This window comes from Pantoea sp. WMus005, from assembly GCF_013415305.1.
Classification (GTDB): Bacteria; Pseudomonadota; Gammaproteobacteria; order Enterobacterales; family Enterobacteriaceae; genus Pantoea; species Pantoea rara.
Map to the genome: position 1 here is coordinate 22,253 of NZ_JACBXU010000001.1, position 24,975 is coordinate 47,227.

Annotated in this window: 22 protein-coding genes and 1 pseudogene; 7 read left to right on the forward strand and 16 right to left on the reverse strand. The window is 53.3% G+C overall.

Going from position 1 to position 24,975, the window contains the following annotated elements:
• Positions 1–203: 203 nt before the first annotated feature.
• From HZZ01_RS00110 to HZZ01_RS00130, 5 genes are read right to left on the reverse strand one after another with little or no spacing between them, the layout of a single operon-like run.
• Positions 204–881 (reverse strand): ABC transporter ATP-binding protein, encoded by a 678-nt coding sequence (locus tag HZZ01_RS00110; RefSeq protein ID WP_179894987.1) that lies wholly within the window; start codon positions 879–881, stop codon positions 204–206.
• Positions 874–1,704, reverse strand: a complete 831-nt coding sequence (locus tag HZZ01_RS00115) for an ABC transporter ATP-binding protein (RefSeq protein WP_179894988.1) — start codon at positions 1,702–1,704, stop codon at positions 874–876. Before HZZ01_RS00115 ends, HZZ01_RS00110 begins: the two co-directional genes overlap by 8 nt.
• Positions 1,694–2,551 (reverse strand): ABC transporter permease, encoded by an 858-nt coding sequence (locus HZZ01_RS00120; RefSeq protein WP_010257750.1) that lies wholly within the window; start codon positions 2,549–2,551, stop codon positions 1,694–1,696. Before HZZ01_RS00120 ends, HZZ01_RS00115 begins: the two co-directional genes overlap by 11 nt.
• The gene (locus HZZ01_RS00125; RefSeq protein ID WP_179894989.1) at positions 2,548–3,600 is read right to left on the reverse strand and encodes an ABC transporter permease; all 1,053 of its coding nucleotides are present in this window, start codon (positions 3,598–3,600) and stop codon (positions 2,548–2,550) included. Before HZZ01_RS00125 ends, HZZ01_RS00120 begins: the two co-directional genes overlap by 4 nt.
• Positions 3,600–5,168 carry an ABC transporter substrate-binding protein gene (locus HZZ01_RS00130; RefSeq protein ID WP_179894990.1) on the reverse strand — a complete coding sequence of 523 codons (1,569 nt, stop codon included), beginning with the start codon at positions 5,166–5,168 and terminating at the stop codon, positions 3,600–3,602. Before HZZ01_RS00130 ends, HZZ01_RS00125 begins: the two co-directional genes overlap by 1 nt.
• A 658-nt stretch (positions 5,169–5,826) precedes the next feature.
• Here HZZ01_RS00130 and mgtA point away from each other — a divergent pair.
• Positions 5,827–8,529: a magnesium-translocating P-type ATPase gene (mgtA, locus tag HZZ01_RS00135; protein ID WP_179894991.1), complete on the forward strand. Its 2,703-nt coding sequence runs from the start codon at positions 5,827–5,829 to the stop codon at positions 8,527–8,529.
• Between the two features lie 10 nt (positions 8,530–8,539).
• A complete protein-coding gene (mgtU, locus tag HZZ01_RS21135; protein WP_370463438.1) occupies positions 8,540–8,626 on the forward strand; it encodes a magnesium transporter protection protein MgtU in 87 nt (28 codons plus the stop codon).
• Positions 8,627–8,683: 57 nt separating this feature from the next.
• Here mgtU and HZZ01_RS00140 read toward each other — a convergent pair whose 3' ends face one another.
• From HZZ01_RS00140 to HZZ01_RS00150, 3 genes are all read right to left on the reverse strand, one after another.
• A complete protein-coding gene (locus HZZ01_RS00140; protein ID WP_179894992.1) occupies positions 8,684–9,538 on the reverse strand; it encodes a PA4780 family RIO1-like protein kinase in 855 nt (284 codons plus the stop codon).
• Positions 9,539–9,864: 326 nt separating this feature from the next.
• On the reverse strand, positions 9,865–10,353 hold the full coding sequence (locus tag HZZ01_RS00145; protein ID WP_179894993.1) for a cold-shock protein: 489 nt from the start codon (positions 10,351–10,353) through the stop codon (positions 9,865–9,867).
• A 144-nt stretch (positions 10,354–10,497) separates the two neighbouring features.
• A complete protein-coding gene (locus HZZ01_RS00150; RefSeq protein ID WP_179894994.1) occupies positions 10,498–10,743 on the reverse strand; it encodes a YmjA family protein in 246 nt (81 codons plus the stop codon).
• Positions 10,744–11,282: 539 nt separating this feature from the next.
• On the opposite strand from HZZ01_RS00150, the gene HZZ01_RS00155 reads away from it, so the two are divergent.
• Positions 11,283–12,389 carry an ABC transporter substrate-binding protein gene (locus HZZ01_RS00155; RefSeq protein WP_255434168.1) on the forward strand — a complete coding sequence of 369 codons (1,107 nt, stop codon included), beginning with the start codon at positions 11,283–11,285 and terminating at the stop codon, positions 12,387–12,389.
• Positions 12,390–12,439: 50 nt separating this feature from the next.
• Entirely contained in the window at positions 12,440–14,413 is a 1,974-nt protein-coding gene (gene cirA / locus HZZ01_RS00160; protein WP_179894996.1) for a catecholate siderophore receptor CirA, read from the forward strand.
• A 63-nt stretch (positions 14,414–14,476) separates the two neighbouring features.
• Here the strand turns inward: cirA and oxlT are convergent, their stop codons facing one another.
• Positions 14,477–15,751: an oxalate/formate MFS antiporter gene (gene oxlT, locus HZZ01_RS00165; RefSeq protein ID WP_179894997.1), complete on the reverse strand. Its 1,275-nt coding sequence runs from the start codon at positions 15,749–15,751 to the stop codon at positions 14,477–14,479.
• A 1,008-nt stretch (positions 15,752–16,759) separates the two neighbouring features.
• Here oxlT and HZZ01_RS00170 point away from each other — a divergent pair.
• On the forward strand, positions 16,760–17,719 hold the full coding sequence (locus HZZ01_RS00170; protein ID WP_179894998.1) for a hypothetical protein: 960 nt from the start codon (positions 16,760–16,762) through the stop codon (positions 17,717–17,719).
• Positions 17,720–17,876: 157 nt separating this feature from the next.
• On the opposite strand, the pseudogene HZZ01_RS00175 reads toward HZZ01_RS00170, so the two are convergent.
• The 6 genes and pseudogenes from HZZ01_RS00175 to HZZ01_RS00200 form a co-directional block, all read right to left on the reverse strand.
• Positions 17,877–20,203 (reverse strand): annotated as a pseudogene (locus HZZ01_RS00175) (primase-helicase zinc-binding domain-containing protein).
• 14 nt (positions 20,204–20,217) lie between these two features.
• Positions 20,218–20,559, reverse strand: coding sequence for a DUF5375 family protein (locus tag HZZ01_RS00180; protein WP_179894999.1), 342 nt, complete (start codon positions 20,557–20,559; stop codon positions 20,218–20,220).
• A complete protein-coding gene (locus tag HZZ01_RS00185; protein WP_019106103.1) occupies positions 20,546–20,812 on the reverse strand; it encodes a hypothetical protein in 267 nt (88 codons plus the stop codon). Before HZZ01_RS00185 ends, HZZ01_RS00180 begins: the two co-directional genes overlap by 14 nt.
• The gene (locus HZZ01_RS00190; protein ID WP_179895000.1) at positions 20,809–21,336 is read right to left on the reverse strand and encodes a host cell division inhibitor Icd-like protein; all 528 of its coding nucleotides are present in this window, start codon (positions 21,334–21,336) and stop codon (positions 20,809–20,811) included. Before HZZ01_RS00190 ends, HZZ01_RS00185 begins: the two co-directional genes overlap by 4 nt.
• Before the next feature lie 13 nt (positions 21,337–21,349).
• Positions 21,350–21,598, reverse strand: coding sequence for a hypothetical protein (locus HZZ01_RS00195; RefSeq protein WP_179895001.1), 249 nt, complete (start codon positions 21,596–21,598; stop codon positions 21,350–21,352).
• Positions 21,595–21,852 (reverse strand): AlpA family transcriptional regulator, encoded by a 258-nt coding sequence (locus HZZ01_RS00200; protein ID WP_179895002.1) that lies wholly within the window; start codon positions 21,850–21,852, stop codon positions 21,595–21,597. Before HZZ01_RS00200 ends, HZZ01_RS00195 begins: the two co-directional genes overlap by 4 nt.
• Before the next feature lie 533 nt (positions 21,853–22,385).
• Here HZZ01_RS00200 and HZZ01_RS00205 point away from each other — a divergent pair.
• Together HZZ01_RS00205 and HZZ01_RS00210 are read left to right on the forward strand one after the other, a co-directional pair.
• Positions 22,386–23,102 (forward strand): hypothetical protein, encoded by a 717-nt coding sequence (locus HZZ01_RS00205; RefSeq protein WP_179895003.1) that lies wholly within the window; start codon positions 22,386–22,388, stop codon positions 23,100–23,102.
• Entirely contained in the window at positions 23,099–23,350 is a 252-nt protein-coding gene (locus HZZ01_RS00210) for an ogr/Delta-like zinc finger family protein (protein WP_179895004.1), read from the forward strand. Before HZZ01_RS00205 ends, HZZ01_RS00210 begins: the two co-directional genes overlap by 4 nt.
• Positions 23,351–23,602: 252 nt before the next feature.
• On the opposite strand, the gene HZZ01_RS00215 is transcribed toward HZZ01_RS00210, so the two are convergent.
• Positions 23,603–24,946 (reverse strand): hypothetical protein, encoded by a 1,344-nt coding sequence (locus HZZ01_RS00215; protein WP_179895005.1) that lies wholly within the window; start codon positions 24,944–24,946, stop codon positions 23,603–23,605.
• Between the last annotated feature and the right edge of the window lie 29 nt (positions 24,947–24,975).

Here is a 24,975-nt window from a genome sequence, read left to right on the forward strand (position 1 = left end):
TCCTCTCATGAAATAGTGGCCGCGATTATACCGCATCAGCCTGCCGCTGCGTTTTGCGCCGCTGGATACTTTGCTGGCTTAAGTGAATAGGGTGCCGTTGTGGCAGGAGAGGGGAGAGGTTAACAGCGGGCATAGAGGAGCGTTAAGACAGGCGAGAGAAAACTGCAGTGCCGGACGGCAGATTAACGCCGCCCGGACTGGCTTCAGGCAGAGAGCTGTTCGATGATGCGACCCTGCGCCATGCGCACGGCACGATCACACATGTGATCGATAACATCGGGATCGTGGCTGACCAGCACCATCGTCAGCCCATCCTGCTGTTTCAGATCGTTAAGCAGATTCAGGATCTCCGCCTGCACGGACATATCCAGCGCTGACGTCGGCTCATCCAGCAGCAGGATTTTCGGCTGCAGCAGCAGGGCGCGCACGATAGCGACGCGCTGACGCTGACCGCCAGAAAGCTGATGCGGATAGCGATCCGCCAGTGCGGGATCGAGTCCGACGTGACGGAAGCCCTGATCGATACGATCGTTGATGTTGTCGCGTTTCAGCAGCTTCAGCGGCTCCGACAGCGTACGACGCAACCGGTGACGCGGATGCAGCGAGGCATAGGGATCCTGGAACACCATCTGCACTTCCTGACGCAGCGCGCCGGTGAAGGCTTTGCCCGGCTGAACCTCATGACCGGCAAGCTGCATCTGGCCCTGCCAGTGTGGGTTCAGACCCGCCAGCACCCACAACAGAGACGACTTGCCGCAGCCCGACGGACCCACCAGACCAAAACACTCGCCAGCGTTAACGTCCAGGTTGACCTCATGCACCACCGTGCGCAGGTCATAACCCTGTTTGTGGGCGACGCTGAGATTGTGTAACTCAATCATAATTTGCCTCCAGCGCAGCGCGATCCAGTACCGGTAATGTCTGTCCGTGAGTCGCTTTGCCCGGACGGCAGGACCACAGCGTGCGGGTGTAAGGATGGGTCGCGTGGGGCAGTTCGGCTGCGGGCAGCGTATCCAGCAACCGGCCTTTGTACATCACCATCACCCGCTCGCAATGTTCTGAGACCTGCTGCAAATCGTGGCTGATCAGCAGCAACCCCATATTGCGCGCTTCCACCAGACCGCGGATCAGTGCCAGCACCTGATCGCGCATGGCATGATCCAGCGCGGAGGTCGGTTCATCGGCGATCAGGAAGTCAGGATCCGTGATTAGCGCGATCGCCAGCATCACACGCTGGCCCATGCCGCCAGAGAGCTGATGCGGATACTGTTGCATCAGACGACGCGGATCGGGCAGGCCGACCGCATCCAGCATGTCACACACTTTCTCTTTACGTTCGGCACGGCTCAGACGGCGATGCAGGATCAGCGGCTCTTTCACCTGCCAGCCTATGGTGCGCGTCGGGTTAAGGGCATATTTCGGGTCCTGCATCACCATCGCCACGCGGTTACCGCGCAGCTGGTTCCAGTGACGCTCACTCAGCGTCAGTGCATTCTCACCGGCCACCTGAAGCTGGCTGGCCTGCAGATGCAGCGCGGGCGAGAGCAGTCCCATCAGGCTGCGGGCGGTCAGTGACTTGCCGGATCCGGATTCACCGACCAGCGCCACACGCTCGCGGCCCACGGAAAAGCTAATGTTATCGACCAGCAGCGCTTCATCACTGCGAATGGTCAGCCCTTCGGCAAGGAGCAGATTATTTTGCATGACGGGTATCCAGTCGGTCGCGCAGGCCATCGCCTGTCAGGTTAAAGGCCAGGCTGGCAAACAGAATAGCCGCGCCCGGTGCAGCAGCAACCCACCACTGATCGAAGATGACTTTACTGCCTTCGGCGACCATTGAGCCCCATTCTGCCGTTGGCGGCTGAACGCCCATGCCGAGGAAACCGAGTCCGGCCGCAGCCAGGATAATCCCGCCCAGGCTTAGCGCAGCGCGTACAACCGCAGTCGGCATGCAGAGCGGCAGAATATGACCGAACATCAGGCGAAAACCGGTAATCCCCTGCATCCGCGCGGCGGCAAGGTAGTCGCTGCGGCGCAGTGCCAGGGTTTCAGCGCGGGCCTGGCGGGCAAACGGCGGCCAGCTGGTCAGTGCCAGTGCCAGCGCACCGTTCATCAGGCCAGGGCCGAGAATCGCCACCAGCGCCAGCGCGATCACCAGGTTCGGCAGCGACAGGAAGATATCGGTAATGCGCATCAGCAGGCGTTCGGTCCAGCCGCCGACATAACCGGCGGTGATGCCAATCAGCAGTCCGGCCGGAATGGTCAGCACCAGGATCAGCGACACCAGCAGAAGAGTCGGGCGCGCACCGTAAATGACGCGTGACAGCAGATCGCGGCCAAAGCCATCGGTGCCGAACCAGTGCTGTGCTGACGGTGCCAGCAGGCGACTCGACATGGTCTGCACATTTGGGTCGAACGGCGCAATCAGCGGCGCCAGTAACGCCATCAGGATAAGAATCGCGACCAGCGTCAGGCCAACGGTTAACGAGGTAACGCGTTGACGGCGACGGCGTGGTCGCAGCGTTTCGAGTTCAGAGAGTTGTTGCGTCATCGGGTTCTCGGATCGGTTAACCAGGTTAAGACATCCGCCAGGGTATTAATCAGAATAAAGCAGCCGCCGATCAACAGGGTTGAGCCCAGAATCGCCGGCACATCGCCGGAGAACAGCGCATTGGTCATATAGCGACCCACACCCGGCCAGGCGAAGACGGTTTCGGTCAGCACCGAGCCTTCCAGTAGGGTTGCGTAGGAGAGGGCAATCACCGTGACCAGCGTGCCCAGCACGTTGGGGAAAATATGGCGCAGCAGGATGCGTACCCGACCCGCGCCTTTGGCACGCGCCAGCACCACATACTCTTTGCTACTCTCTTCCAGCAGCGCAGCACGCAGCAGGCGGGTAATGCCCGCCATCGCCAGCAGGCCGAGGATCACTACCGGCAGCCAGAGGTGTGCAATCGCGTTGCGGAACATCTCCGGTTCGCCCGACAGCCAGCTGTCAATCAGCACAAAACCGGTCTTCGGCTCCAGGGTATAGACCCAGATATCATCAAGCCGTCCCGGTCCGGCGGACCAGTGCAGCACCGCATAAAACAGCAGCAGGCCCAGCAGGCCGAGCCAGAACACCGGCACCGAGTAGCCCAGCAGCGAGATAAAGCGGGCGAGGTTATCGATCCAGCTGCCCGGTTTCCACGCCGCAAGCAGCGCCAGCGAAACGCCGAACACCACCGCGAAGATCATCGCGCAGGTTGCCAGTTCAATGGTGGCGGGGAAGGTGGTCATCAGGTCGCCGCTCACCGACTGATTAGTCAGGCGGGAGACACCCAAATCGCCGTGCGCCAGATGTTCGACGTAGCGCCAGAACTGCATCAGCACCGGCTCATCAAGACCCAAATCATGACGCACCTGCGCATACGTTGCTTCACTGGCGTGATCGCCGGCGATCTGCTGTACCGGATCGATCGGCGAGAGATGCGACAGCATAAAGGTGAAGGCGAGCAGGCCAAGCAGCGTGACCAGCAGCGACAACACACTACCGATCAGCCGTCCGCCACGCTGCCAAAAAAGCCGGGCGAACCCGGCTGAAGGTACAGACTGTGCCATTACTTAGTGACCTGCGAGTAATACACCATGTCAGGGTTGATACCCTGCACATAGCCTTTCAGGTTGTCGCGCAGGGCGATCAGGTTCTTCGCCTGCATCCCAATCACGTAAGGTGAGTTCTTCATGACTTCACGCTGCATCGCTTCATACAGCGCGATGCGTTTCTTCGGATCACTTTCCGCCGTCGCCGCAATTACCTGCTTGTTCAGCTCCGGAGTGTGCCAGTCTGAACGGTAAGCGATGGTTTTGCTGCCATCTTCCGGGTTATAAGCAAACGAGGCGGCATTCGTGTTCGGATCGAAATAGTCAGAGCCCCAGGCGTTCAGTGTCGCTTCATATTTATGTGCTTTCACGTTGGTGGACACCTCGGAGCTCAGGCCCGGCACCACTTCCACTTTCACACCCGCTTTGGCGAAGCTGCCCTGCAGCGCCTGCGCGATATCCAGATAAGGCGGCTGGTTGCTGGTGGAGAGCTTGAACGTCACGTTGCTCAGGCCCGCTTTCTTCAGAATCGCTTTGGCTTTTTCCGGATCGTAGCTGTATGGCGTGTCGTTGATCGCGCCCAGGAAGCCCTTCGGCAGGAAGCTCTGATGCACGTCGAACTGACCTTTCAGCAGCTCGTTAGCGATGCCTTTGTAATCCCACAGATAGCGTGCCGCTTCCCAGAAGGCTGGATTCTTCATCGTCTCGTTCGCGCCGATGTTGAACTGGATGTAGTAGAGGGACGCCATGGGAATCGCTTCCGTTTTCACGCCTTTCTTGCCGTTGAGCGCGGCGATCTGATCGGCACCCAGATTACGGGCGATATCGGCATCGCCCTGTTCCAGCAGCAGACGACGCGCAGCCGGTTCCGGTACGTTTTTGATCAGGATATTCTTCATCTTCGGCGCGCCCGCCGGTGAGGTCGGGTTAGCGCTGAGCAGCACGACCTGATGCATCACCACTTTACGGATCTGATACGGACCGCTGCCCGCAGAGTGGGTTGCCAGCCAGGCGTTACCAAAATCGCCGTTCTTCTCGTTCGCCATCGCGGTTTTTTCATCGATGATGGAAGAAACCGGGGCAGAGAGCAGGCTCAGCACATAGGTCGGACTGACGTTAGCGGTCCAGCTGATCTGCACGTGATTGTCGTCGACTTTCTTCAGGAAGCCATCGACGTTATCTTTGGTCCAGCCAAGCTGCGTCAGGATGAAAGAGGGATCGAGGTTCAGCTTCACCACGCGGCCCAGCGAGAAGATCACATCTTCCGGACGCAGCGGGTTGCCGGTGGAGAATTTCGCATCTTTGCGCAGTTCAAAGGTCAGGCTGCGGTTGTCGCTGCCGGGCTGCCATGAGGTCGCCAGAGTAGGTTTCAGATCCACCGGATTCTGCGGATCGGACTGCACCAGACGCTGATAGATGTTTGTAAAAGCCTGAACGCTGGTCAGTTCAAACCCTTTGGCCGGGTCGAAGCTGTCGGCATCGTCAGTAGATTGTGCAATCACCAGGGTATCTTTCGGTGTTGCGGCCTGTGCTGTGAAGGCGGCAGCCAGCGTCAGCGCCAGCAGTGATGGAATTATAGTTTTCATGAAATTTCCTTGCCTCTAAAAAGTTACGCGAGTTTACGAAAGGGCCGATGCGAAGAATAGTCGAATATGGGCTAATCATATGTCAAAAGGTTATAAGGGTTAGCTGGTGGTTATAAGAAGATCGTTACAGTGTTAACGAAACGGCAATCTGAGCAGAAACAAATCCTCAACGAAAGCATTATTCAGGGCGTTATTGCTTTACCGAAGCCCGCCTCTCTTTATAATGGCGGCAGATAACTTCAGGAGAATTCAGTTGGACAGTGATACGAGATTAGCGTTAATTCTGGCAAGCTGAATTTCCTATGCTGCTTGCCATCCGGCGAGCAGCGATCCCCGCTTTAATTAATGATCGCGCTCCTTATTTTTAATCCTGCCATCCACAGGAGTGCGCGTTATGCTGCTGTTTGTATTCGCTCTTTTTCCTCCGCCCCGACTGGCGTAGCTCAGTCTACGCCCGATTGCCGATATCAGACTTTCAACACGCTGCGTTTAACCGACGTCGGCTAACCCTGTGTGCGTCGTTATTTTATGCGCAGGCGGAATAACGTGATTATTCCTGAAGGTCACTGAATTAAATAACCCGGTCACGCCAGGTTTTATCTATGCACCTTATTTTGCGTGCAGAACGACTATTGCTTTAAATCAGGGAGATGTCGAAATGAGCGACATGAAACTGGAACAGGTTGCGATCAATTCAAGTGGCAACCGCGTTGATAAAAAAAGTAAAAAAATGTTTGCTGTGGCACAGCAGGCAGGCCAGCACATTGAGATCACGCTGAACAACCTGCGCAGCCATCGTCAGGGGCTGACTCAGGCGGAAGCGGCGAAACGACTGGCTTTATATGGCCGCAATGAAGTGGCTCATGAGAAAGCACCACCAGCGCTGATTCAGCTGCTGATGGCATTTAATAACCCGTTTATTTACGTACTACTGGTCCTGGCGCTGGTGAGTTTTGTGACTGACTTCTGGCTGCCGCTGCGCGCCGGTCAGGAAACCGATCTTTCCGGGGTGATCATCATCTGCACCATGGTGATGCTGAGCGGGCTGTTGCGCTTCTGGCAGGAGTTTCGTACCAACCGGGCGGCGCAGGCGCTGAAGTCACTGGTTCGCAGCCAGGTCACCGTGCTGCGGCGTGAGGCAGACAGCGAAACCGCGCAGCGCCAGGATGTGGATATGCGTGAACTGGTGCCGGGCGATATCATTCTGCTCAGCACCGGCGACCAGGTGCCAGCCGATGTTCGCCTGCTGAGTTCACGTAACCTGTTTATCAGTGAAGCCGTGCTGACCGGCGAGTCGCTGCCCGTTGAGAAACACAGCAGTGATGTGGGTATCGATGGCGAAGGCCAGACCGCTCAAGAGCTGCTGGCGTCACCGAATCTCTGCCTGATGGGCACCAGCGTGACCAGCGGCACAGCCAGTGCAGTGGTGGTGGCGACTGGCGGCGAAACCTGGTTTGGCTCGCTGGCTTCATCACTGACCGGCAGCCGTCCGCAGACCGCGTTTGATCGCGGTGTCAACAGCGTCAGTAAGCTGCTGATCCGCTTCATGCTGGTGATGGTGCCAGTGGTGCTGCTGATTAACGGCTTCACCAAAGGCGACTGGATGGATGCCACGCTGTTTGCCCTGGCAGTTGCGGTCGGGCTGACGCCAGAAATGTTGCCGATGATTGTCAGCGCCAACCTGGCCAAAGGCGCGATTGCGATGTCTCGTCGCAAAGTGATCGTCAAAAAGCTCAACGCCATTCAGAACCTCGGCGCGATGGATGTGCTCTGCACGGATAAAACCGGCACGCTGACCCAGGACACCATACTGCTGTCCCATTATCTGGACGCGCAGGGCAATGACGATGCAGAGGTGCTGCTGCTGGCATGGCTTAACAGTGGCAGCCAGAGTGGCGTGAAAAACCTGATGGACCGCGCTGTGCTCAGCGTGGGCGATAAAATCATTTCCCAGTCTCAGCGCAGCCAGTTTCAGCTGGTCGATGAGCTGCCGTTCGATTTTACCCGCCGCCGGGTGTCGGTGCTGGTGGAGAATCTGGCTCAGCATCGTTCACAGCTGATCTGCAAAGGCGCAGTGGAAGAGATGCTGGCGGTGAGCACTGCCGTGCGGAAGGGCGATGCGGTAGTTGCACTGGATGCGGCGCAGCGTGCGGCGCTGCTGGCGCAGACCGAACACTATCATCAGCAGGGCTATCGTGTGCTGCTGGTGGCGACACGGGATGGCGAGCTGCGCGCGCCGCTCAGCGACAGTGATGAGCGCGATCTGGTTATCCAGGGCATGCTGACCTTCCGCGATCCGCCGAAAGCCAGTGCAGGTAAGGCGATTAAAGCTCTGCGCGACAGCGGCGTCACGGTGAAAGTGCTGACCGGCGACAATCCGCTGGTCACGCTGCGGGTCTGTGCCGATGTCGGGCTGACCGATCCGGCCATGCTGACCGGCGATCAGATTGAGGCGATGAATGACGATGAACTGGCGCTGGAAGCGGAGCGTTGCACCCTGTTTGCTCAGCTGACACCGCTGCAGAAATCACGTCTGGTACGGTTGATGCAGCAGAACGGTCACACCGTCGGGTTCCTTGGCGATGGCATCAATGACGCGCCCGCACTGCGGGCGGCCGACACCGGGATTTCCGTGGACAGCGCGGCAGATGTGGCGAAAGCCTCATCGGACATTATCCTGCTGGAGAAAGATCTGCAGGTGCTGAATGAGGGTGTACTCAAAGGACGTGAGACCTTTGGCAACATCATCAAGTATCTCAACATGACCGCCAGCTCGAACTTCGGCAACGTTTTTTCGCTGCTGGTGGCCAGTGCCTTTATTCCGTTTCTGCCGATGCTGTCGATTCATCTGCTGATTCAGAACCTGATGTATGACGTCTCACAGCTGGCGCTGCCGTGGGACAAGGTTGACCGTGAGTTTCTGAATAAGCCGCGTAAATGGGATGCTGGCAACATCAAACGCTTCATGCTGTGGATGGGGCCGACGTCGTCAATTTTTGACATCACAACGTTTGCGCTGATGTGGTTCGTATTCGGTGCTAATCATGCTGGCGTGCAGTCGCTGTTCCAGTCCGGCTGGTTTATTGAGGGGCTGCTGTCTCAGACGCTGGTGGTACATATGCTGCGTACCCGGAAGATTCCGTTTATCCAGAGTCGCGCCACCTTACCGGTGATGCTGACCACGCTAGCCGTGATGGTGCTGGGCATTCTGATTCCGTTCTCACCGCTGGGCGCGATGGTCGGTCTGGTGCCACTGCCATGGCAATACTTCCCGTGGCTGGTGCTGACGCTGTTCAGCTACTGCCTGGTCGCGCAGGGCATGAAACGTTTCTACATCCGCCGTTTTGGTCAGTGGTTCTAGAGAGGCGAAGATGAAAAAAAACAGGCTCGATAAGGTATTTGTCGGCGTGATGATCATCGGCTTAACTCTGATTGCGCTGACGGTCATCGTGCGGTGAGGGCGTTGTGATAGTGCGATAGTGAAAAGGCAGCGAGTCTACTCGCTGCCTTCTTATTTACTCTTCGTCGCGCTCACGGCTGGCGCGCTGACGCTCGTAATATTCATCTTCTGCGGTGATGATCTCATCCATCAGAGAATCCATATCCACCACGCGCTCTTCTTCCACGAACTCGCCGGTAAGCGGCGTTTCCGGGGTCAGCTTGCCATCTTCATACAGAAGCCAGATCTCTTTGGCATAGCGCGTTTTCAGCAGCTGCGGAGCGAACTGGCCGTAGTAGGAGGTAATGTTGTCTACGTCGCGCTCAAACATCGACTCGGCATGGTTATTGGCTGCGGCATCAACCGCCTGTGGCAGGTCGATGATCACGGGTCCCTGATCATCCAGCAGCACGTTGAACTCTGATAAGTCGCCATGCACGATACCGGCACAGAGCATGCGCACGATGTTGCGAATCATGGTGTGGAAATCGGTGACCGCCTCCTCTTCAGACAAAGAGACATCGCTGAGACGTGGCGCAACTGAGCCATTGGCGTCGGTCACCAGCTCCATCAGCAATACACCGTCTATGCAGAGATAAGGCTGGGGCACGCGAACACCGGCGTTAGCCAGGCGGAACAGGGCATCGACTTCGGCGGTCTGCCAGGACTCTTCCTGCTGCTTGCGGCCGAACTTCGTGCCTTTCTGCATCGCGCGGGCGTTACGGCTGTTACGGGTTTTACGTCCTTCCTGATACTGCACCGCCTGCTTGAAGCTACGCTGGGTCGCCTCTTTGTAGACTTTGGCGCACTGCACTTTGCCGCCGCATAGCACGGTATAGACGTCTGCTTCTTTGCCGCTTTTCAGCCGCTGCAGGACATCGTCAATCAGGCCGTCATCGACCAGTGGCTGGATTCTGTTTGGGATTTTCATGCGGCTTTATACCTTATTTCACCCGCTTTTCGTATCACTTTGCGATGATGGAAAACATTGGCAATGACTGAACAAAGTCTCCGATTCTACCCTGGAAAGTCGCCTTGTGGGGATGAACCTTGATGACCTGCGCTTTTGACCTGTGTTTTATCATAAACATATAGATTAGGGGGGAGTACAGGGCAGTTTTATCTGCAAGAGGAGTGCTTTGTCGCGGATCAACCCGGCGGCCGGGGATGTTGTGTAAGAGAAATGTGCCTGAAAAGCCGGCTGGTGGGACGTCAGAGCCGAAATCCTGAAACAGAATTTCGGCTCTGACTGCGGGATTATTTCAGGCCTTTAAGCACCTTAACCGTGCTTTCAATGTCGATCTCATCTTCGGAGAAGATCAGTGTCGTTCCCTGGAAGGTGGTCACTGCCAGCTTTTTCAGCGAACGCATCTCACTGGCGTCAGGGTCAGATTTCGGCCGGATATTATTCAGCAACAGACCGACTGACAGCACGGCGTTCTCTTTGTCGACACCGGCATCGACCGGGACTTCTTCGTTGTAGACCAGATAAGACTTAATCGAGGTGATCTTCAGACGCTCACCTGCGATATAGATGTATTTGCTTGTCGGTGCCACTTTCACCGCATAGGCGGACAAGCCTTTGTTGTTGGTGGTGGGTTCAAAGGTCACCGCCGCATCTTTTTTGATCAGGTCAGGGTTGGCGACCTTAATCACATGAAAATAGCGGTTATCGCCGTTTTCATCTTTGATAAAGCCAAAACCTTTATCTTCAAACCAGGTTGTGATCGTTCCGTTCATCGCCATTTTTGCCTGCTTAATCTACTCAGTTTTTTACAGCGCGCAGTGTAAAACACAATGCCTGCACAGACTATATAAGTCTGGATGATAATTTTCAGCTGCGCCAGATGGCGAGGGGATGGCGCTCACTCGTCTGGCGGTGAGTGACAGTTACTCGTTGCCCCAGCGGTTCAAAAACTCTGCGATTTCATCAATACGCTGCTCATCAATGCCGGCTTCACGCGCCATATCCTGCTGCGATGCTTCACTGATCTCTTCGTTGTTCATCAAACGGGTGATCAGCAGCTGGAAGTAATGCGCCAGCGGGGTACGTTCTGCTTCGCTCACGGGCTTAGCAGACTCCGTCGCATACTCATCTGCGACATCATAGTATTTAAGGGAAATTTCGTTATTCATAGGGTGTCCGCAGCGTTGAAGTTAAGTTAAGGCCTTACCGTCATACGTGGTCTGGCTCGAAGGGAGATTATTTCGTGTTTGGGTTGGGGCTGTAAAGGGGAGTGAGGAAGCTTGCTGAGTAAGGAGTGAGAAAGGCCGCTATTTTCGACTGCAAAGAGCCTGAGCGTTACCTCTCGCCAGGGAATCGACTGATAGAGAGGTTATTGACTTAACCCGACCTATTCCCATCGCATTAAACAGAATATTCAGGCAAACGAGAGTCAGGGTAAATTGTGAGGAGTGTATGAAGTCCTGAAGCATGCCTCACGCTATGACGTCGTAACACGTCCCGTATACGCTTCCAGGGCTTCGTTGAGGTTTTCAGTCATCCTCATTTTCGTGCGCGCCCCCCTTCAGATTTAAAGATCCCTCCAAATGTAAATGTAATTGATAGTAGTTATCGTTTGCATTATTGTTCGTTCCTTTTCAGGGAAACGAAAAGGAATCGGAAGAAGATGAATTATCCTCAGACACTATTAAAAGTGCTTTCTGGCAAGCAGATGGCTGCCGGATTCGCAGGCCTCACATTCGGCTTGCTCAGTGTAACGGCACACGCAGTCACCGTTACAGACGTTGCGGGGCGCACGGTTACTGTATCGGATGATGTCCAGCGCGTAGTGCTCGGAGAGGGCCGGTTGTTCTTCGCTCTTTCGCTACTCGAAGGCCAGAAACCGTTTGACCGTATCGTCGGCTGGCAGGGCGATTTCCGTAAGCTTGACCCGCAAACCTACGCCACTTATCGGGCGAAATTCCCGCAAATCGACAACATCCCGCTGATTGGTACTACCAGCGCCGACACCATCAGCCCGGAAAAAGTGCTGACGCTGAATCCGCAGCTGGCGATTTTCGGTTTGTCAGGCCATGGGCCGGGCAAAAGCAGTGAGCTGGTGAAACAGCTGCAAAACGCCGGTGTGCCGGTGGTGTTTGTCGATTTCCGTACTTCTCCGCTCAAAAATACCCTGCCGAGTATGGAACTGCTGGGCAAAGTCCTGAACCGCGAGAAGCAGGCGCAGGACTATATCCGCTTCTATCAGGACAATATCAGGCGTGTCACCGACGTAACTAAAGAGATTCCTCAGCAGGATAAACCGAAAGTCTTTATCGAACTGCGCGCCTCCACGGCGGATGAATGTTGCCGCTCAGCCGGTAACGGCAACATGGGTGACTTTATCGATCTGGCGGGTGGCGTGAATATCGCCAGACCGCTGCTCCCTGGCGTGCTCGGCCAGGTGAATCTGGAAAAAGTTATCGCTGCGCAACCGGATGTGTACCTGGTCAGCGGTGGCGCCAACCCGCCAAAAGCGGGCGATACGCTACCCGCCGGTTTAGTGCTGGGCGCGCAGACCACACCGCAACAGGCGAGCGCCAGCCTGAAGCCACTGCTGGCGCGTAAAGGCATCAGCACGCTGAAAGCGGTGGAAGAGGGCCGAAGTTTTGGCATCTGGCACAACTATTACAACTCCCCCTATAACGTGCTGGCCGTGCAGCTCTTTGCCAAAGCGTTTTATCCGCAGAAGTTTGCCGATCTCGATCCGCAGCAAACGCAAACGCAACTCTATAAACAGTTCCTCGCCGTCGAATCGACCGGCACTTACTGGACCGAGTAAAAGGGACTTTGCCCCGGCTGCCGGGGCTTTAAACATCACGGAGAGAAAAGATGGTTAAGGTTAAATTTACACCGGCCGTTAAAGCCGGGCTGCTCGCACAACTGATTGCTGCCGCGATGCCGGTGATGGCGGAAGACGCCAGCGAAGTGAAAGAGAATGAAGATCAGATGGTGGTCACCGCCTCCTCGATTGAACAGAATCTTAAAGATGCACCAGCCAGTATCAGCGTAATAACCCGCGACGATCTGCAGAAGAAGCCGGTACAAAACCTCAAAGACGTGCTGAAAGACGTTCCGGGCGTACAGATCACCAATGAAAGTGACAACCGTCAGGGCGTCAGCATCCGCGGACTGGGCAGCGGCTATACGCTGATCCTGGTTGACGGCAAACGCGTAAATTCCCGCAACGCCGTATTCCGCCATAACGATTTCGATCTGAGCTGGATCCCGGCGGAATCGATCGAACGTATAGAAGTGGTGCGCGGGCCGATGTCGTCTTTATATGGTTCCGATGCGCTGGGCGGCGTGGTTAACATCATTACCCGTAAAGTTGGCACGCAATGGCACGGCACGTTGAGCGCCGATACCACCGTTCAGGAACACCGCGATCGTGGCGATAGTGGCAACGGTAATGTCTTTGCCAGTGGTCCGCTGGTTGACGATTTACTGGGTGTGAAAGTTTACGGTGCGCTGGGTAAGCGCGAGAAAGATCAGGCCAGTTCTGCCAGCGGCAGCACCGGTCAGCCACGTATCGAAGGCTACACATCGCGTAACGCTAACGTCGAATTTTCCCTGACCCCGGATAAAGATCAGGACATCACGTTTGGATACGGAAGGGATCGTCAGGATCGTGATTCCGAATCGCTGGATAAAAACCGTATTGAGCGCGAAAACTACTCGCTCGGCCACAATGGCCGCTGGGGAGGGGCGAACACCGAACTGCGGTTCTACGGTGAAAAAATCGAAAATAAAAACGCCCAAACCATCACCTCTAAAAATAACGCTCTCGATGGCAAAGTTGTGATCCCGTTAGGCGATTACACCCAGTTCCTGACGTTCGGCGGCGAATACCGCAACGATAAACTCGAAGACGCGGTAAACATGAAAAACGGCGGCAGCACGCAGGCGAATCAGTACGCGCTGTTCCTGGAAGATGAGTGGCACATCTTTGAAAACCTGGCGCTGACCGGCGGCGTGCGTATGGATGACCACCAAAACTACGGCGTCAACTGGAGTCCGCGCGCTTATCTGGTTTACAACGCCACCGATACGATCACGATGAAAGGCGGCTGGGCATCCGCGTTCAAAGCGCCTTCTCTGCTTCAGCTGAGCCCGGACTGGCAAAGTGCTTCCTGTCGCGGCAGTTGCAATGTGGTGGGCAGCAAGGATCTGAAAGCGGAAACCAGCGAAAGCGTGGAGTTCGGCCTGTATTATGCCGGTCAGGAAGGTCTGCTCGAAGATGTGACCGCCAGCGCGACGGTGTTCCAGAACGACATCGACGACATGATTACGGTTATCCGCACCGCTAACCGCAATCTGGCACAGACCTATCAGAACTTTGCCGGATTTGATGCCAGTGGCAATCCGATCTTCCGGTATTACAACGTGAATAAAGCACGTATCCGCGGGCTGGAAACTGAACTCGGTCTGCCGGTCTCCGATACGCTGAACCTCAAACTGAATTACACCTATAACGACGCCCGCGACCGAAGTAACGGCGGCAACAAACCGTTGTCCGAACTGCCGTTCCATACGAGTAATGCGACTCTCGACTGGAAACCGCTGGAGGACTGGAGCTTCTATCTTTCCGCGAATTATAAAGGCAAGAGCCGCACCGTGACCGACGGCAGCGCTACACCGGGTGGATATACCGTCTGGAATACCGGCGGGTCGTATAAGGTGAACAAAGCGGTGAAGATCCGGGCAGGGGTTCTGAACCTGACAGATAAAGATCTCAACCGCGACGACTACAGCTATAACGAAGATGGGCGCAGATACTTTGCGGCTGTGGATTATAGTTTCTAGCGTTAACCGTGGCCGGGACGGTTAACGTCCCGGCTGTTTAAGCGTTTTGTTCGCTACCGATAATCAGTGTGAAAGATTATTTTGCGCGTGCATGAATCGCGCACGCCAGGGCTTGAGCACCCACAACGCCAGACCGGCGGTGATGAAGTCGAAGGTAATCGCGCAGCCAAATACCAGGTGCCAGTTATGGGTGTGTTGATACATCAGGGCTGCCAGCGGGCCACCAAAGATCGAACCTATACCCTGCGACATATAGAGCCAGCCATAGTTCGTTGAGGCATTTTCACTGCCAAAGGTGTCGGTCAGTGTGGAGGGGAACAGCGAGAAGATTTCACCCCAGCCGAAGAACACGACGCCTGAAAGCAGAACGAACAGTACGGGATCTTCGCGGCAGGCAAGCCACAGCGTCATCGCAACACCTTCCAGTGCGAAGGCAATAAACATGGTATTTTCGCGGCCGTAGCGGTCGGAAATAAAACCAAACAGCGGGCGCGTTAAACCGTTAGTGAAACGGTCTATGGTCAGCGCCAGGGGCAGGGCGGCCATTCCGAAAACGACTGCCTTACTGATGCCGAAGTCTTCGGCAAAAATCGCCATCTGCGAGGTGACCATCAGCCCGGAGGTCGACATCATGGTCATCATCATGAACATCAGCCAGAACAGCGGCTGGCGCAGCATTTCCCTGGATTTAAACTGGCGCTGGCCCCGCACGGGCGACGATGTGTTGCTGACCGGCATCATCGCGCTGCTTTCAGGCAGCCTCAGGTTCTGGCTGGCGAGAAGACCTACGGCAGCGAAGATGAGGCCAAATGTCGTCATCGTCTGTTCCAGCCCGTAGCTATTCAGAGAAATGGAAATCGGGAAGGTGGTAAAAATTGCGCCCATGCCGTAGCCCGCCGCCACGGTTCCGGCGGCAAAACCGCGCTGCTGTGGAAACCACTTCATCACCAGTCCCACCACGCCGATATAAACAATACCCGTCCCCAGTCCGCCCAGGCAGCCATAGACCAGATACAGTGCAGTCAGGCTGTCGACCCGGGCCGCGATTACCCAGCTGAAGCCGGCCATCAGCGTACCGATAGAAATCAGCAGACGTGGACCAAAACGCTCAACCAGCCGACCCTGGAAGGGTGAAAAAAAGGTCTGCAGAATAATCAGCAGCGAAAAGGTGACCTGAAGTTCCGCCAGCCCGACGCCAAGTCTGGCAATCATCGGTTTGGTCAACAGCGTCCAGACGTACTGCGGGCTGGAAATAGCCGCCATGCAAATGAGTCCAAGCAGAAGCTGCACCCACTTACTGTGTTTCGCTATTACCACCGGTTCGCTTATCGAGGTCATTATTATGTCTCCACATTACGCTCTGCTACACAGCTGAAATCAGTCTGCTCTGTTTACACACAGTTCTGGCATTGCACGATTCACATCAATATCTGCTGATGCCAAATCCCTGATGTACATAAAGCGACGAAGCAGGATGTGTGCCAGTTTAAAAAAAACATTAAATTCAATTAGTAATAGAATTACAGGCAGAATAAATTTGATGGAGTGCAAAAAATGAGTGCGCCGGGATGGTGCGTGGGAGACGGTTGATAGCGAATCAGAAAGGCCATCCGGTACATTCTGATATTCAATGTGATGCTTAGAAAGACGTTATCGGAAAAAGAGGACCAGATGTTTAAAATGTTCGAAGTGAGGACACAAAAAAGCCCGCAAGGTTTTCACCTTGCGGGCTCTCAGGACTTCGATGATGGTTCTGGTAACCATCAACCAAGAATTTTGGGCTGGCGGAATCTGAATATAGTTAGCAACGCCATGTAAAATTTGGATTTTATCTAATTCAACTTTGTGAGGTGTACCTAAACGTGTACCAATTATTGGAAATCACATCCCGCAATAGCTTGGCAATAAAGACAAATGCGTTGTGCTAAATCCAAACCTAAATGATTTTAGAATAAAGTGTTCACGCTGTTCACTTATGATTTTTACCTAATAAATTCATAAGCTTAGTAGGGCGAATTTGAGATGAAGTGTTCATGAGTATACACTAAGAGTGATCATCAAACACAAGACTATCAAAGGGTTTGTACTAGCCAGTTGATATGGGTGGATTTAATTAATTCATGTTGGGTTGGTGGCTTGTTATTAAAGTTTGACAATTCATTAAGTATTGCTCAATTATTAGTATGGCACTTAAGCAGTAAGTATAGTCAAGTATCCATTTTTAATAGCTAAGCCTTCTTTTTGAAGCGATTGCAACTCTGTTTTTTGTATGTTTTCATAACGATTAGACTTAATGAGTGTTATGAAATTACTTTCTATTTAACAATAAAGGATAGTAAGGTTTTTATGAATGAGAATAAAAAGTGGAAAGAGAAGTTGATATCATCCAGCTTTCCTCTTGAATACTTAGTCTCTAAAAAGTTGGCTGCGTTAGATGTCGCAGTGGAAAATGAGTTTTCATATTCAAGAGAGGACGCCGGAATTTCAAAGGATTTTTCAATAGATTTAAATGGTAGTTATTGGAATGAAGAATGTACTTACTCATTGAGTTTTCTAATTGAATGTAAGCAAAGGCATGAGAAGAATAAGTGGCTTTTTATGAACGACCCTAACACTCCTGAATTTAGCGCACATACATTGGGATATACTTTAAGAGCGATTGACGAATTCTCACAAATAGACTTACCACCTAACGCTACAATTGAACTTGATGAAAGAATGGCTTACGCTGTGAAGGGTGTCGAAATTGATACTAGTAATGGCAATGTATATGATAATGAAATAAAGCATGGGGTATCTCAATTAGCTTATTCATTGCCTGATGTGATGATCAGCCAAATAGCACATCACTTAAATTCTCACCCCGAAGATAATATTCCTTTCTTTTTTGTTCCAATATTATTAACAACATCTGAATTGTTTGTAACTCATGATGATTTTTCTATGGATAGTATTAGAGAGGCACAAGAGGTTGCAGATATAGCAGAAAAAGTTCCTTATTTAATCATGGAATATCAACATACGCCTGGGTTCGGCGTTCATCGAGCAGAAAGGTTCTCAGCATTTAGTTACCTTCAGAAATCCCATCAGATTGAAGTAGTTAACGAAATTAGAAGAAAGAATGATGAATATCCCTTTAAACTCCCAAAAGAGATATTGCGAAATTTATCAAGCCAGCCACACATGCCCTTTAATGAGTATTTCTCGCAAATAATTGTTTGTTCATTGCAAAACCTAGATGAACTTGTTCGGGAGGTTATTATTATTGCTAATAATGCTTTGGAAAATTCTAAGCGGTTAACTTAGCCTTAAATATTACTCAGCATCGATTAATGAGATTCTGGCTTCTAAAATTTAACTCCGCTTATCGATATGACCCCGCTTTTTCAACAATGAATGCTCTTACCTTTTCATGCATGATTTATAAAAAAACCGGCATAAGCCGGTTTTTTATGAACTGTGATCATTTGGCGCTGCATGCTGGAAGCCAATCAGCCTCACTGTCCTCATGCAGCGTGAGATTGGTCTGGACGCCGTTATTTGTCCTGCGTTTTAAAAGGATTCGCTCATACTCTTTCAGCGTCTGCGGCACCGCCTGGCCAAATGCGGTCAGGCTCAGCGGATGCTGATGGCCGCGCGATTCCATAAACGACAGATACGCATGATAGAGATAGCGCTTTGGGTTTATCGGGCGAATATTGGCATTGCCGATGAACATCCCGTTCGGCGTGCTCAGCGGCATCAGATAGCCACAGAAATCGACCAGCGGATCAGCCTGGCGTTTAACTTCCAGCGCTTCGCCAGATGACTGCTGTGCCTGCAACAGCTCGCGCGCTTCATCGGGTGACGTGAATCGCTGCATCAGATGACGGACAATCACGGCCAGCTCGGTACTGATTTTGTCCAGTAGCTGCGGATCGCGCTCTTTTGCCGGTATCACTTCGGGGAACGTCAGGATAACCCGGCGGCGTGACACGCCGCCGCTGCGGTCGCTGAAGCGCATCGGATTGTTGTTCACCGCCAGAATGACCGCCGGGATGTGCGTTGAATAGGCGTCACGGTATTTCGGGTCGATTGCCACCGCATCGCCGCCAGTGATCGCCTTGATACCCGCGCCATCGCCGCTCCATTTCTCCTGGTCAGGCAGAATAATGAGCGAGAAACCCACCACGCTGGCGCGCTCGCGTGAGGATTCCAGCGTGTCGATGGAGGCTGACGTGGTATTGTCTTTTCCGGCCAGCAGAGTGGCAATCGAGGCCATAACGCTTTTACCGCTGCCGCCTGGGCCGGTGACCTCAAGAAACATCTGCCAGTCGTAGCGGTTTGCCAGCACCATAAATAACGCCGCGAGAATGCGCTCCTGCTTGTCGTGATTATGTTCGGCAGCCCGCGTTAACCAGCGCCAGAAAGCCGGGGCGTGGTCTGCGAGGTTTTCACCCGGACGCGGGGCGGTGTAGTCCACGCTGTTGACGGTGCGCAGCCAGTGCTCGCGGCGGTGCGGGCTGAACGTGCCGGTAGCGGTATCAAACACGCCGTTACGGAAGCCAATCAGGCGGCGGGACGGTTCGCCCATTTGCGGCACCATCAGCTTGAGCGTGTCCAGCACGCTGCCGATACCGGCAGCGGAGAACGGGGCGCGCACTTTCTGAAACAGCGCGGCGATTTCCCGGCGCAGCGTCTTCGCCTCCATCACCTGCCATGCGCCGTTCTCATAGCGACAGATTTCCTCCCCGACCGACGGTACGGCCAGCGCCTCTCCGTAATGGGCGACCAGCAACTCGGCTTTCTGGCTGGCGCTCATGGCCTTCAGGTCGGCCTCGCTGACGGATTCAAACGGGCTGAGCGGCTGCGGCTGCGTGAAGTCGGTGAGCTGCGCCTGCGTGGCGATATCACCCTGCGCCTGCCAAACATCGTTCCAGTCACCCGCAACCGGCGGCAGGGCGGCTTTACCGCCACAGGCTTTCGCTGCTTCCTCTGCCTTTAACTGGCCGGTGCCGTTGTCGTCGCGGTCGGCGGCAATCAGCATCATCGCATCAGGGTGTGACTCACGCAGCTGCTTTGCCAGTGAGGGCAGGTTATTGGCGCTCAGCGCCACGTAAACCGCCTGGCCGGTCAGCCGGTGCACGGTCAGGCCGGTAGCGTATCCCTCGGTTAGCCACAGTGTTTTGCCATCCGGCTCGCCTGCCTGCCAGTATGTGCCTTTTACCTGCCCGCCGGGCAGGGTGCGCTTGTCGCCTGCGGCGCTGATGAGCTGCACGTTAACGGCCGTGCCGTCTTCACCGGTCAGCGGGATGAGCACATCCCCGGTGGCAAAGCTGGTGCCACCACAGCGCAGCGCATCAGCAAGTGTGAGCGCCTGCGTACCGTGCAGCCCTTTCGATGAAAGGTAGGCGTTGTCCGTGCGGCTGATGGCGGCGGCGATAAGTGCCTGCGCCCGTGCGCCCGTGCGGCCGCGTCTGCCTGCGCGCGACTTTTGTCTGCGGCTTCATCATGCATAACCGGGGCTGACTCCGGCAGCGTGCCGAGCATTCCGGCCACCTTCATGGCGGCCTCTTTAGCACTGATACTGAGCGCCTTTTCCACCAGGTTAAGGCCGTCACCGGCCCCGCACTGGTTACAGAGCCACGTTCCGCGCCCGTCCTGATTGTCAAAACGGAAGCGGTCTTTGCCGCCGCACACCGGGCAGGCTCCGTGCCTCCCTCCGTCGAGCACGCTGATACCGAGGGCAGGCAGAAGCTGTGGCCAGAATCCGGTGGCCGCCTTTACGGTGTCAGAGACGATATGTTTCATCTGTATGTTCTCCCTCAGTGCAGCGTGATGCGGCTGGCGGCCGCAAGCTGGGTACGGAAAAGTTCATCCATCATGGTGACACCTAGCTGCGTCAGGCGCGGCGGCGCGGTTAGCAAATCAGGCTCGACCATATCGCCCAGCATCGTGCAGGCCATCTCCATGCCTGTATCGGGGCCGTGACGTCGCACATAGAAGCCTTCCAGCTCAAGGGCAATGGTCATCTGAAGCTCATCGAGCGTCGCTGACACGGTGATGCCGAGGCTTTTGCAGGTGTTCAGGTAGCCCTGCGCCAGTGCGCGACGGTAAACGGCGGTGCGTACCTCAACGGGGAGGCAGGAGTGATTAACGGTCATCATGGCGAGCCTCCGTGGCTAACATGCGGGATTCACAGGTTTCAACGACTTTACCGAGCTGGTCGGTGAGCAGGGCGACGACCGAGGCCAGCGCCGCGCCGTCCGGCACGCATCCGCGCGCACTCAGGCAGTTCACCGAGTCGAACATATCGAGCACGGTCACGCCGACCGTGTGCGCGTGCAGCAAACGCAGATAGTCAGCGTGGGGAATGGGGTAGGTGTCATGGTTATTCAGGTGCTGAGAAAGGGTGTTCATGCCGCCACCACTTTAACCGGCAGGCGACCGGCAAATGACAGCACGTAATCGCGGACGAGGCTGGCGCGGGCGCTGCGCTTATCGCCAGCTACAGTACGCAGCATGCAGGGACGGGCGGCGGCATCAGTGCGGCGCGCGGCGGCAAAAATAAAGGTTAATTGAGAGTGAGCGGCAGTAAGGACCGTTGTCATAAGGACAATCTCCATCGAGTAGCGGTTACTGCTACCACCGGAGTTCCTACGCTCATGGGTGGTAGCCCGGACGGGGGTAGGAATACCGGCCTCAATGGATACCGGCCAGCCCGAAGGCTGCCCCGCCCGGGCCACCATTACGCAGACGGCGCAACGGCGAAAGAACCGTTGCCCGGATAATGGGTGCACTGAGGCATAGACACAAAAAAAGACGCATGGCGCGTCTGGTGTCGCCATTGAGTAACACGGGTTCCTACGCCCGGCTGCCGATTTTGCGGCAGCACAAAAACTGTATAACGGCCGCTCGCCAGAGAAAAGCCTTTTTTCACACATCGGGGCGTTTTCCTCAACAACCGGTCAGGACGTGATCGGATTGCGGCGGATTTGATCGGAATATCCTGCTCTGTTTCTTAGCCCGATGCATGACAGGCTTCGCTTTTTTACTCATAACGGAGATGTGGCCGTGCATTCCTCTGGTAAAGGGCAGTGCGGTTGCTGGTTTGCCGCTAACGGCTGCCGTCAGGCTTTCAGCGATAAAGGCGGCTTCTTTGCGGGTGAGCGGATAGGTTTTCGTGCCCAAATTCAGCGAAATCACGCTGCACCTCCGGCACGCTGTGCAATGCGGGCCTGCATCCAGCCGTCAATCTCTGACGCCAGCCAGGCGACGTTTTTACCGCCGAGGGAAATCTGAGAGGGGAACTGCCTCCGGCTGATTAAATCGTAAATGGTCGAACGTGACAGACCGCAGGTACTGATGACTTCAGGCAGGCGCATAAAGCGGTCGCGCGGGTAAACGGCATCGCGGATTACGGGAATGGCAGGGGGTGGTACGGATGAAGCTGCGTGCATGGTGTTACCTCATTATGAGTCCGGCCGGCGCTGTCCGGTTCCGGTAGTGTCTTCAGGTAACCCCCTATTTTGAGAATATTTTTTGCTGTGTAAACAACCCTATTTTGGCTTGTGACCACTTAAGTTAGCCTGAAAAATAAGCAGTTTGTTTAATTTGGTGCAGTGTGATGCAGTGAAGTGCAGTCAGTAAAAGTTAAAGAGGTGCACAACTATCAAAATTGCATCATTAAAAGGAAATAACGTTGAATAACGCTCGCCAAAAAAAAACTTATTACTGAGAGAATGTGAACACTGGTGAATACTCCGTGAATACTTATTTTTAAAGTCTTCACTGCCTTAACTACTGTATTTATTATCTTTTTTATCTCAGTGAATACCAGTGAACAGTTATATATGAAATATAATTAGTTAAAGGGCTATGCCATACAGGTTATGCCCTTGTTTGTTCATCGACAGGCGGAAAGCAATGAAATGCGCTGTCCTGTGGTACACGACAGAATGGCCTCATCCTTTAGAGACGATGAGAGACAACCATGACTATGCCTGAACAGAAACCTGCATCACTGGAACGCTTCGAGAAAGCCCGCGCTGAACATACCGAAAGGATGAAAGCCTATAACGGCATCTGCGCCGATATCGTCCGCTGTGAAAAAGAGCAGCAGGCAGCCATCGAAGCAGGGAGAGAAGCCGAGAGCAACTGGCGCACGAGCTTTCGCAAACTGCGAGGCAATCTCACTGACGATCTGCGCGCCGAACATTCCCAGCGCATCGCCAGTCGGGAACTGGCCGATGAGTTTGGCGGGCTGCTGAAAGAGCTGGCGCTGGATAAGCAGGAGGCGATGCTGAAATGCTGCGGCAGTGGTAAAGAGTATGTTGAATCGCACCGGGAGGCTTTTACCGGATTTTCGGATGCGCACTGGCAGTCAGCCCTGCGTAACGTAAGTCCGTCGCTGCTGTGGGCCATTAAGCTGCGTCTCCGTCGTGAAGAGCTTTCCCCGACGTTTGCCGGAGACGACAGGGATAGTATTAAAGACGTGGCTTATCTGGTCGGCGAAGCGCTGACGCGGGCGGCGGCTGCTCTGCCTGACAGCAAACTAAATGAGGCTCCGCTGCTGGAGAATATTGGTCTGTATCGCCCGCCGCTTACCGGTATTGATATGGAGCTTTACCGCCATCCTATGCGCCGCCAGAAGCTGACTGAATCAATCCGGGCGCAGCGTGCAAAACTTCAGGAGGGAAGCCAGAAATGATGCACTGTCCTTACTGCAAAAGCGCGGCACATACCAAATCGAGTCGCTATATGTCAGAGCAGGTAAAAGAGCGTTATCACCAGTGCACTAACCTCGACTGCTCCTGTACTTTCAAGACGAATGAGAGCATCACAAAGGTGATCACCGCACCGCCACAGCCGGAAAAAATATCGGGACCATCACCTGAACCAGCAAGAGAACGGCAGACGCTGGGCCGTTATGGTTCTGCATTACGCCAGGTTCATTAATCCCGTACAGCCGCTGCTCGACCAGCGGTTTTTTTGTGTCTGTGGTTTGTCTTTCTGAAGCCCTTTTTCTGGCCAGCCGCTTTGTAAAGAGTGATGCATGCATAGCGTGCATGGATCTGCATGAAAAATTATGCATCGCTCTTCACCGTTCAGGCCATGCATGGCGCGGCTCTGAACGAACCATGCATCTGCATGAAAAGCGATGCATAAAGCGGGCAGGCGTGGCGGGGATAGCATTGCGCGCGAAGTGCATCATTTATTTTTCATTTGCCAAAGGAAGTAAAAATCATTTGATCTAGCCTCACTTTTCCCTCTTATGGTTTTAGTATAGTCAACAGCAGTGCTAATAACTGCTGCTCCACCTCCTATGGCTGCTAGTAAGTGGCTAAGATCATTTGGTAAAATTCCTGCATATAAACCGAATGAAACAGCACCAGAACCAATAATAATTTTATCTCTTATCCCAGCCTTAGTTTTTTTCTTCCAGTCACTTACTTTTTTTTCAATGGTGTTGATCTCAGGGAGAATTTGGTCTCTAAATATTTCAGCAATCTCTCTTTGTTCCCAATATTTACTCTTTCTAATTAGATTGTTAACTTTGTCTCTGTAAACCTTGAATGACTCTTCTTCTTTCTCCCTGATTTTCAGTATGCTTTCTAAGTTTTTACTTTGTATTGTTGGTAGGTAGTGTTCAATGGAAGAGTTGAAGCTTTTTGAGTTCACTTTATATATGGTAGGGTTAGTATTTGTTGCCACCATAATTTGCTGCTGGTTGTCACATAAATATGATGTGCCATAAAATTTTGTATGCCACTCTTGTTCTGATAAGTCTTCAATTATTGGTGATATGATTAAAGCAAGGATCTGTTCTTGAACTACTTCTTTCATTGAAAATCTATAGGGTAAAGACTTGTTGAAGAGTGATTTAATATAATCACCAACAGGCTCCATGAGATGAAAATACATAACTCCGTGCTCGACAAAACTATCTGGCCCTTTTATCTCCAAAAAAGGAGTGCCGTCGGCAGTAATATCAAAACTAACCGTGCATTTATGAATTAATTCTTCATAAAGTAATTCGTATAAATCTTTTTCTTTTTTAATTAATTCTTCAGAAAGTGGGCCGGCTAATGATAGTCCGTGTTCGTGGCATAAGGCGACTTTATTAAGTGCGTATTTTATTATGCCTCTTTTAATTAATGGTTTTAGATAGAAATAGTTATATATGCCAGCAATAACATCTTGTCTTGACATGCTGTTAACGTTCTCAACTCCGTCTATAGTAACTTTTTCAAATGGATTTTGAATATAAACTTCATCGCTATAGAGTGCAGAGAATGATGCTACTTGTAATATTTTATTGATTCGGCATTCTGCGGCGGAACATGGATGACGGCCGCCGCTCAATGATGCGTTTGCTATAAATGAAAAGTTTTCATTTTTATGTGGGTTTATATTAAAATAATGCCTAGTAACAAGATATATAGTTTCAGTAAACTCATAGAAATCTTCATTATTCATGTCTAGAATAGAAAATTCAATATTACCTTGCGTGCCGAGAATAATTATTTCATCCAGCTCTGAAATAAAATCCATAATTACGATCCTTTTAAATTTCTAAGGTG

Bases quoted from the DNA above. Each gene is read 5' to 3' on its own strand.
- HZZ01_RS00115 (WP_179894988.1), bottom strand. From the start codon at position 1,704: ATGCAAAATAATCTGCTCCTTGCCGAAGGGCTGACCATTCGCAGTGAT.
- HZZ01_RS00180 (WP_179894999.1), bottom strand. From the start codon at position 20,559: ATGATGACCGTTAATCACTCCTGCCTCCCCGTTGAGGTACGCACCGCC.
- HZZ01_RS00140 (WP_179894992.1), bottom strand. From the start codon at position 9,538: ATGAAAATCCCAAACAGAATCCAGCCACTGGTCGATGACGGCCTGATT.
- HZZ01_RS00145 (WP_179894993.1), bottom strand. From the start codon at position 10,353: ATGGCGATGAACGGAACGATCACAACCTGGTTTGAAGATAAAGGTTTT.
- HZZ01_RS00205 (WP_179895003.1), top strand. From the start codon at position 22,386: ATGACTATGCCTGAACAGAAACCTGCATCACTGGAACGCTTCGAGAAA.
- cirA (WP_179894996.1), top strand. From the start codon at position 12,440: ATGGTTAAGGTTAAATTTACACCGGCCGTTAAAGCCGGGCTGCTCGCA.
- HZZ01_RS00120 (WP_010257750.1), bottom strand. From the start codon at position 2,551: ATGACGCAACAACTCTCTGAACTCGAAACGCTGCGACCACGCCGTCGC.
- HZZ01_RS00210 (WP_179895004.1), top strand. From the start codon at position 23,099: ATGATGCACTGTCCTTACTGCAAAAGCGCGGCACATACCAAATCGAGT.
- HZZ01_RS00190 (WP_179895000.1), bottom strand. From the start codon at position 21,336: ATGTGTGAAAAAAGGCTTTTCTCTGGCGAGCGGCCGTTATACAGTTTT.
- HZZ01_RS00130 (WP_179894990.1), bottom strand. From the start codon at position 5,168: ATGAAAACTATAATTCCATCACTGCTGGCGCTGACGCTGGCTGCCGCC.
- mgtA (WP_179894991.1), top strand. From the start codon at position 5,827: ATGAGCGACATGAAACTGGAACAGGTTGCGATCAATTCAAGTGGCAAC.
- HZZ01_RS00215 (WP_179895005.1), bottom strand. From the start codon at position 24,946: ATGGATTTTATTTCAGAGCTGGATGAAATAATTATTCTCGGCACGCAA.
- HZZ01_RS00150 (WP_179894994.1), bottom strand. From the start codon at position 10,743: ATGAATAACGAAATTTCCCTTAAATACTATGATGTCGCAGATGAGTAT.
- HZZ01_RS00110 (WP_179894987.1), bottom strand. From the start codon at position 881: ATGATTGAGTTACACAATCTCAGCGTCGCCCACAAACAGGGTTATGAC.
- mgtU (WP_370463438.1), top strand. From the start codon at position 8,540: ATGAAAAAAAACAGGCTCGATAAGGTATTTGTCGGCGTGATGATCATC.
- HZZ01_RS00125 (WP_179894989.1), bottom strand. From the start codon at position 3,600: ATGGCACAGTCTGTACCTTCAGCCGGGTTCGCCCGGCTTTTTTGGCAG.
- HZZ01_RS00200 (WP_179895002.1), bottom strand. From the start codon at position 21,852: ATGCACGCAGCTTCATCCGTACCACCCCCTGCCATTCCCGTAATCCGC.
- HZZ01_RS00170 (WP_179894998.1), top strand. From the start codon at position 16,760: ATGAATGAGAATAAAAAGTGGAAAGAGAAGTTGATATCATCCAGCTTT.
- HZZ01_RS00155 (WP_255434168.1), top strand. From the start codon at position 11,283: ATGGCTGCCGGATTCGCAGGCCTCACATTCGGCTTGCTCAGTGTAACG.
- oxlT (WP_179894997.1), bottom strand. From the start codon at position 15,751: ATGACCTCGATAAGCGAACCGGTGGTAATAGCGAAACACAGTAAGTGG.
- HZZ01_RS00185 (WP_019106103.1), bottom strand. From the start codon at position 20,812: ATGAACACCCTTTCTCAGCACCTGAATAACCATGACACCTACCCCATT.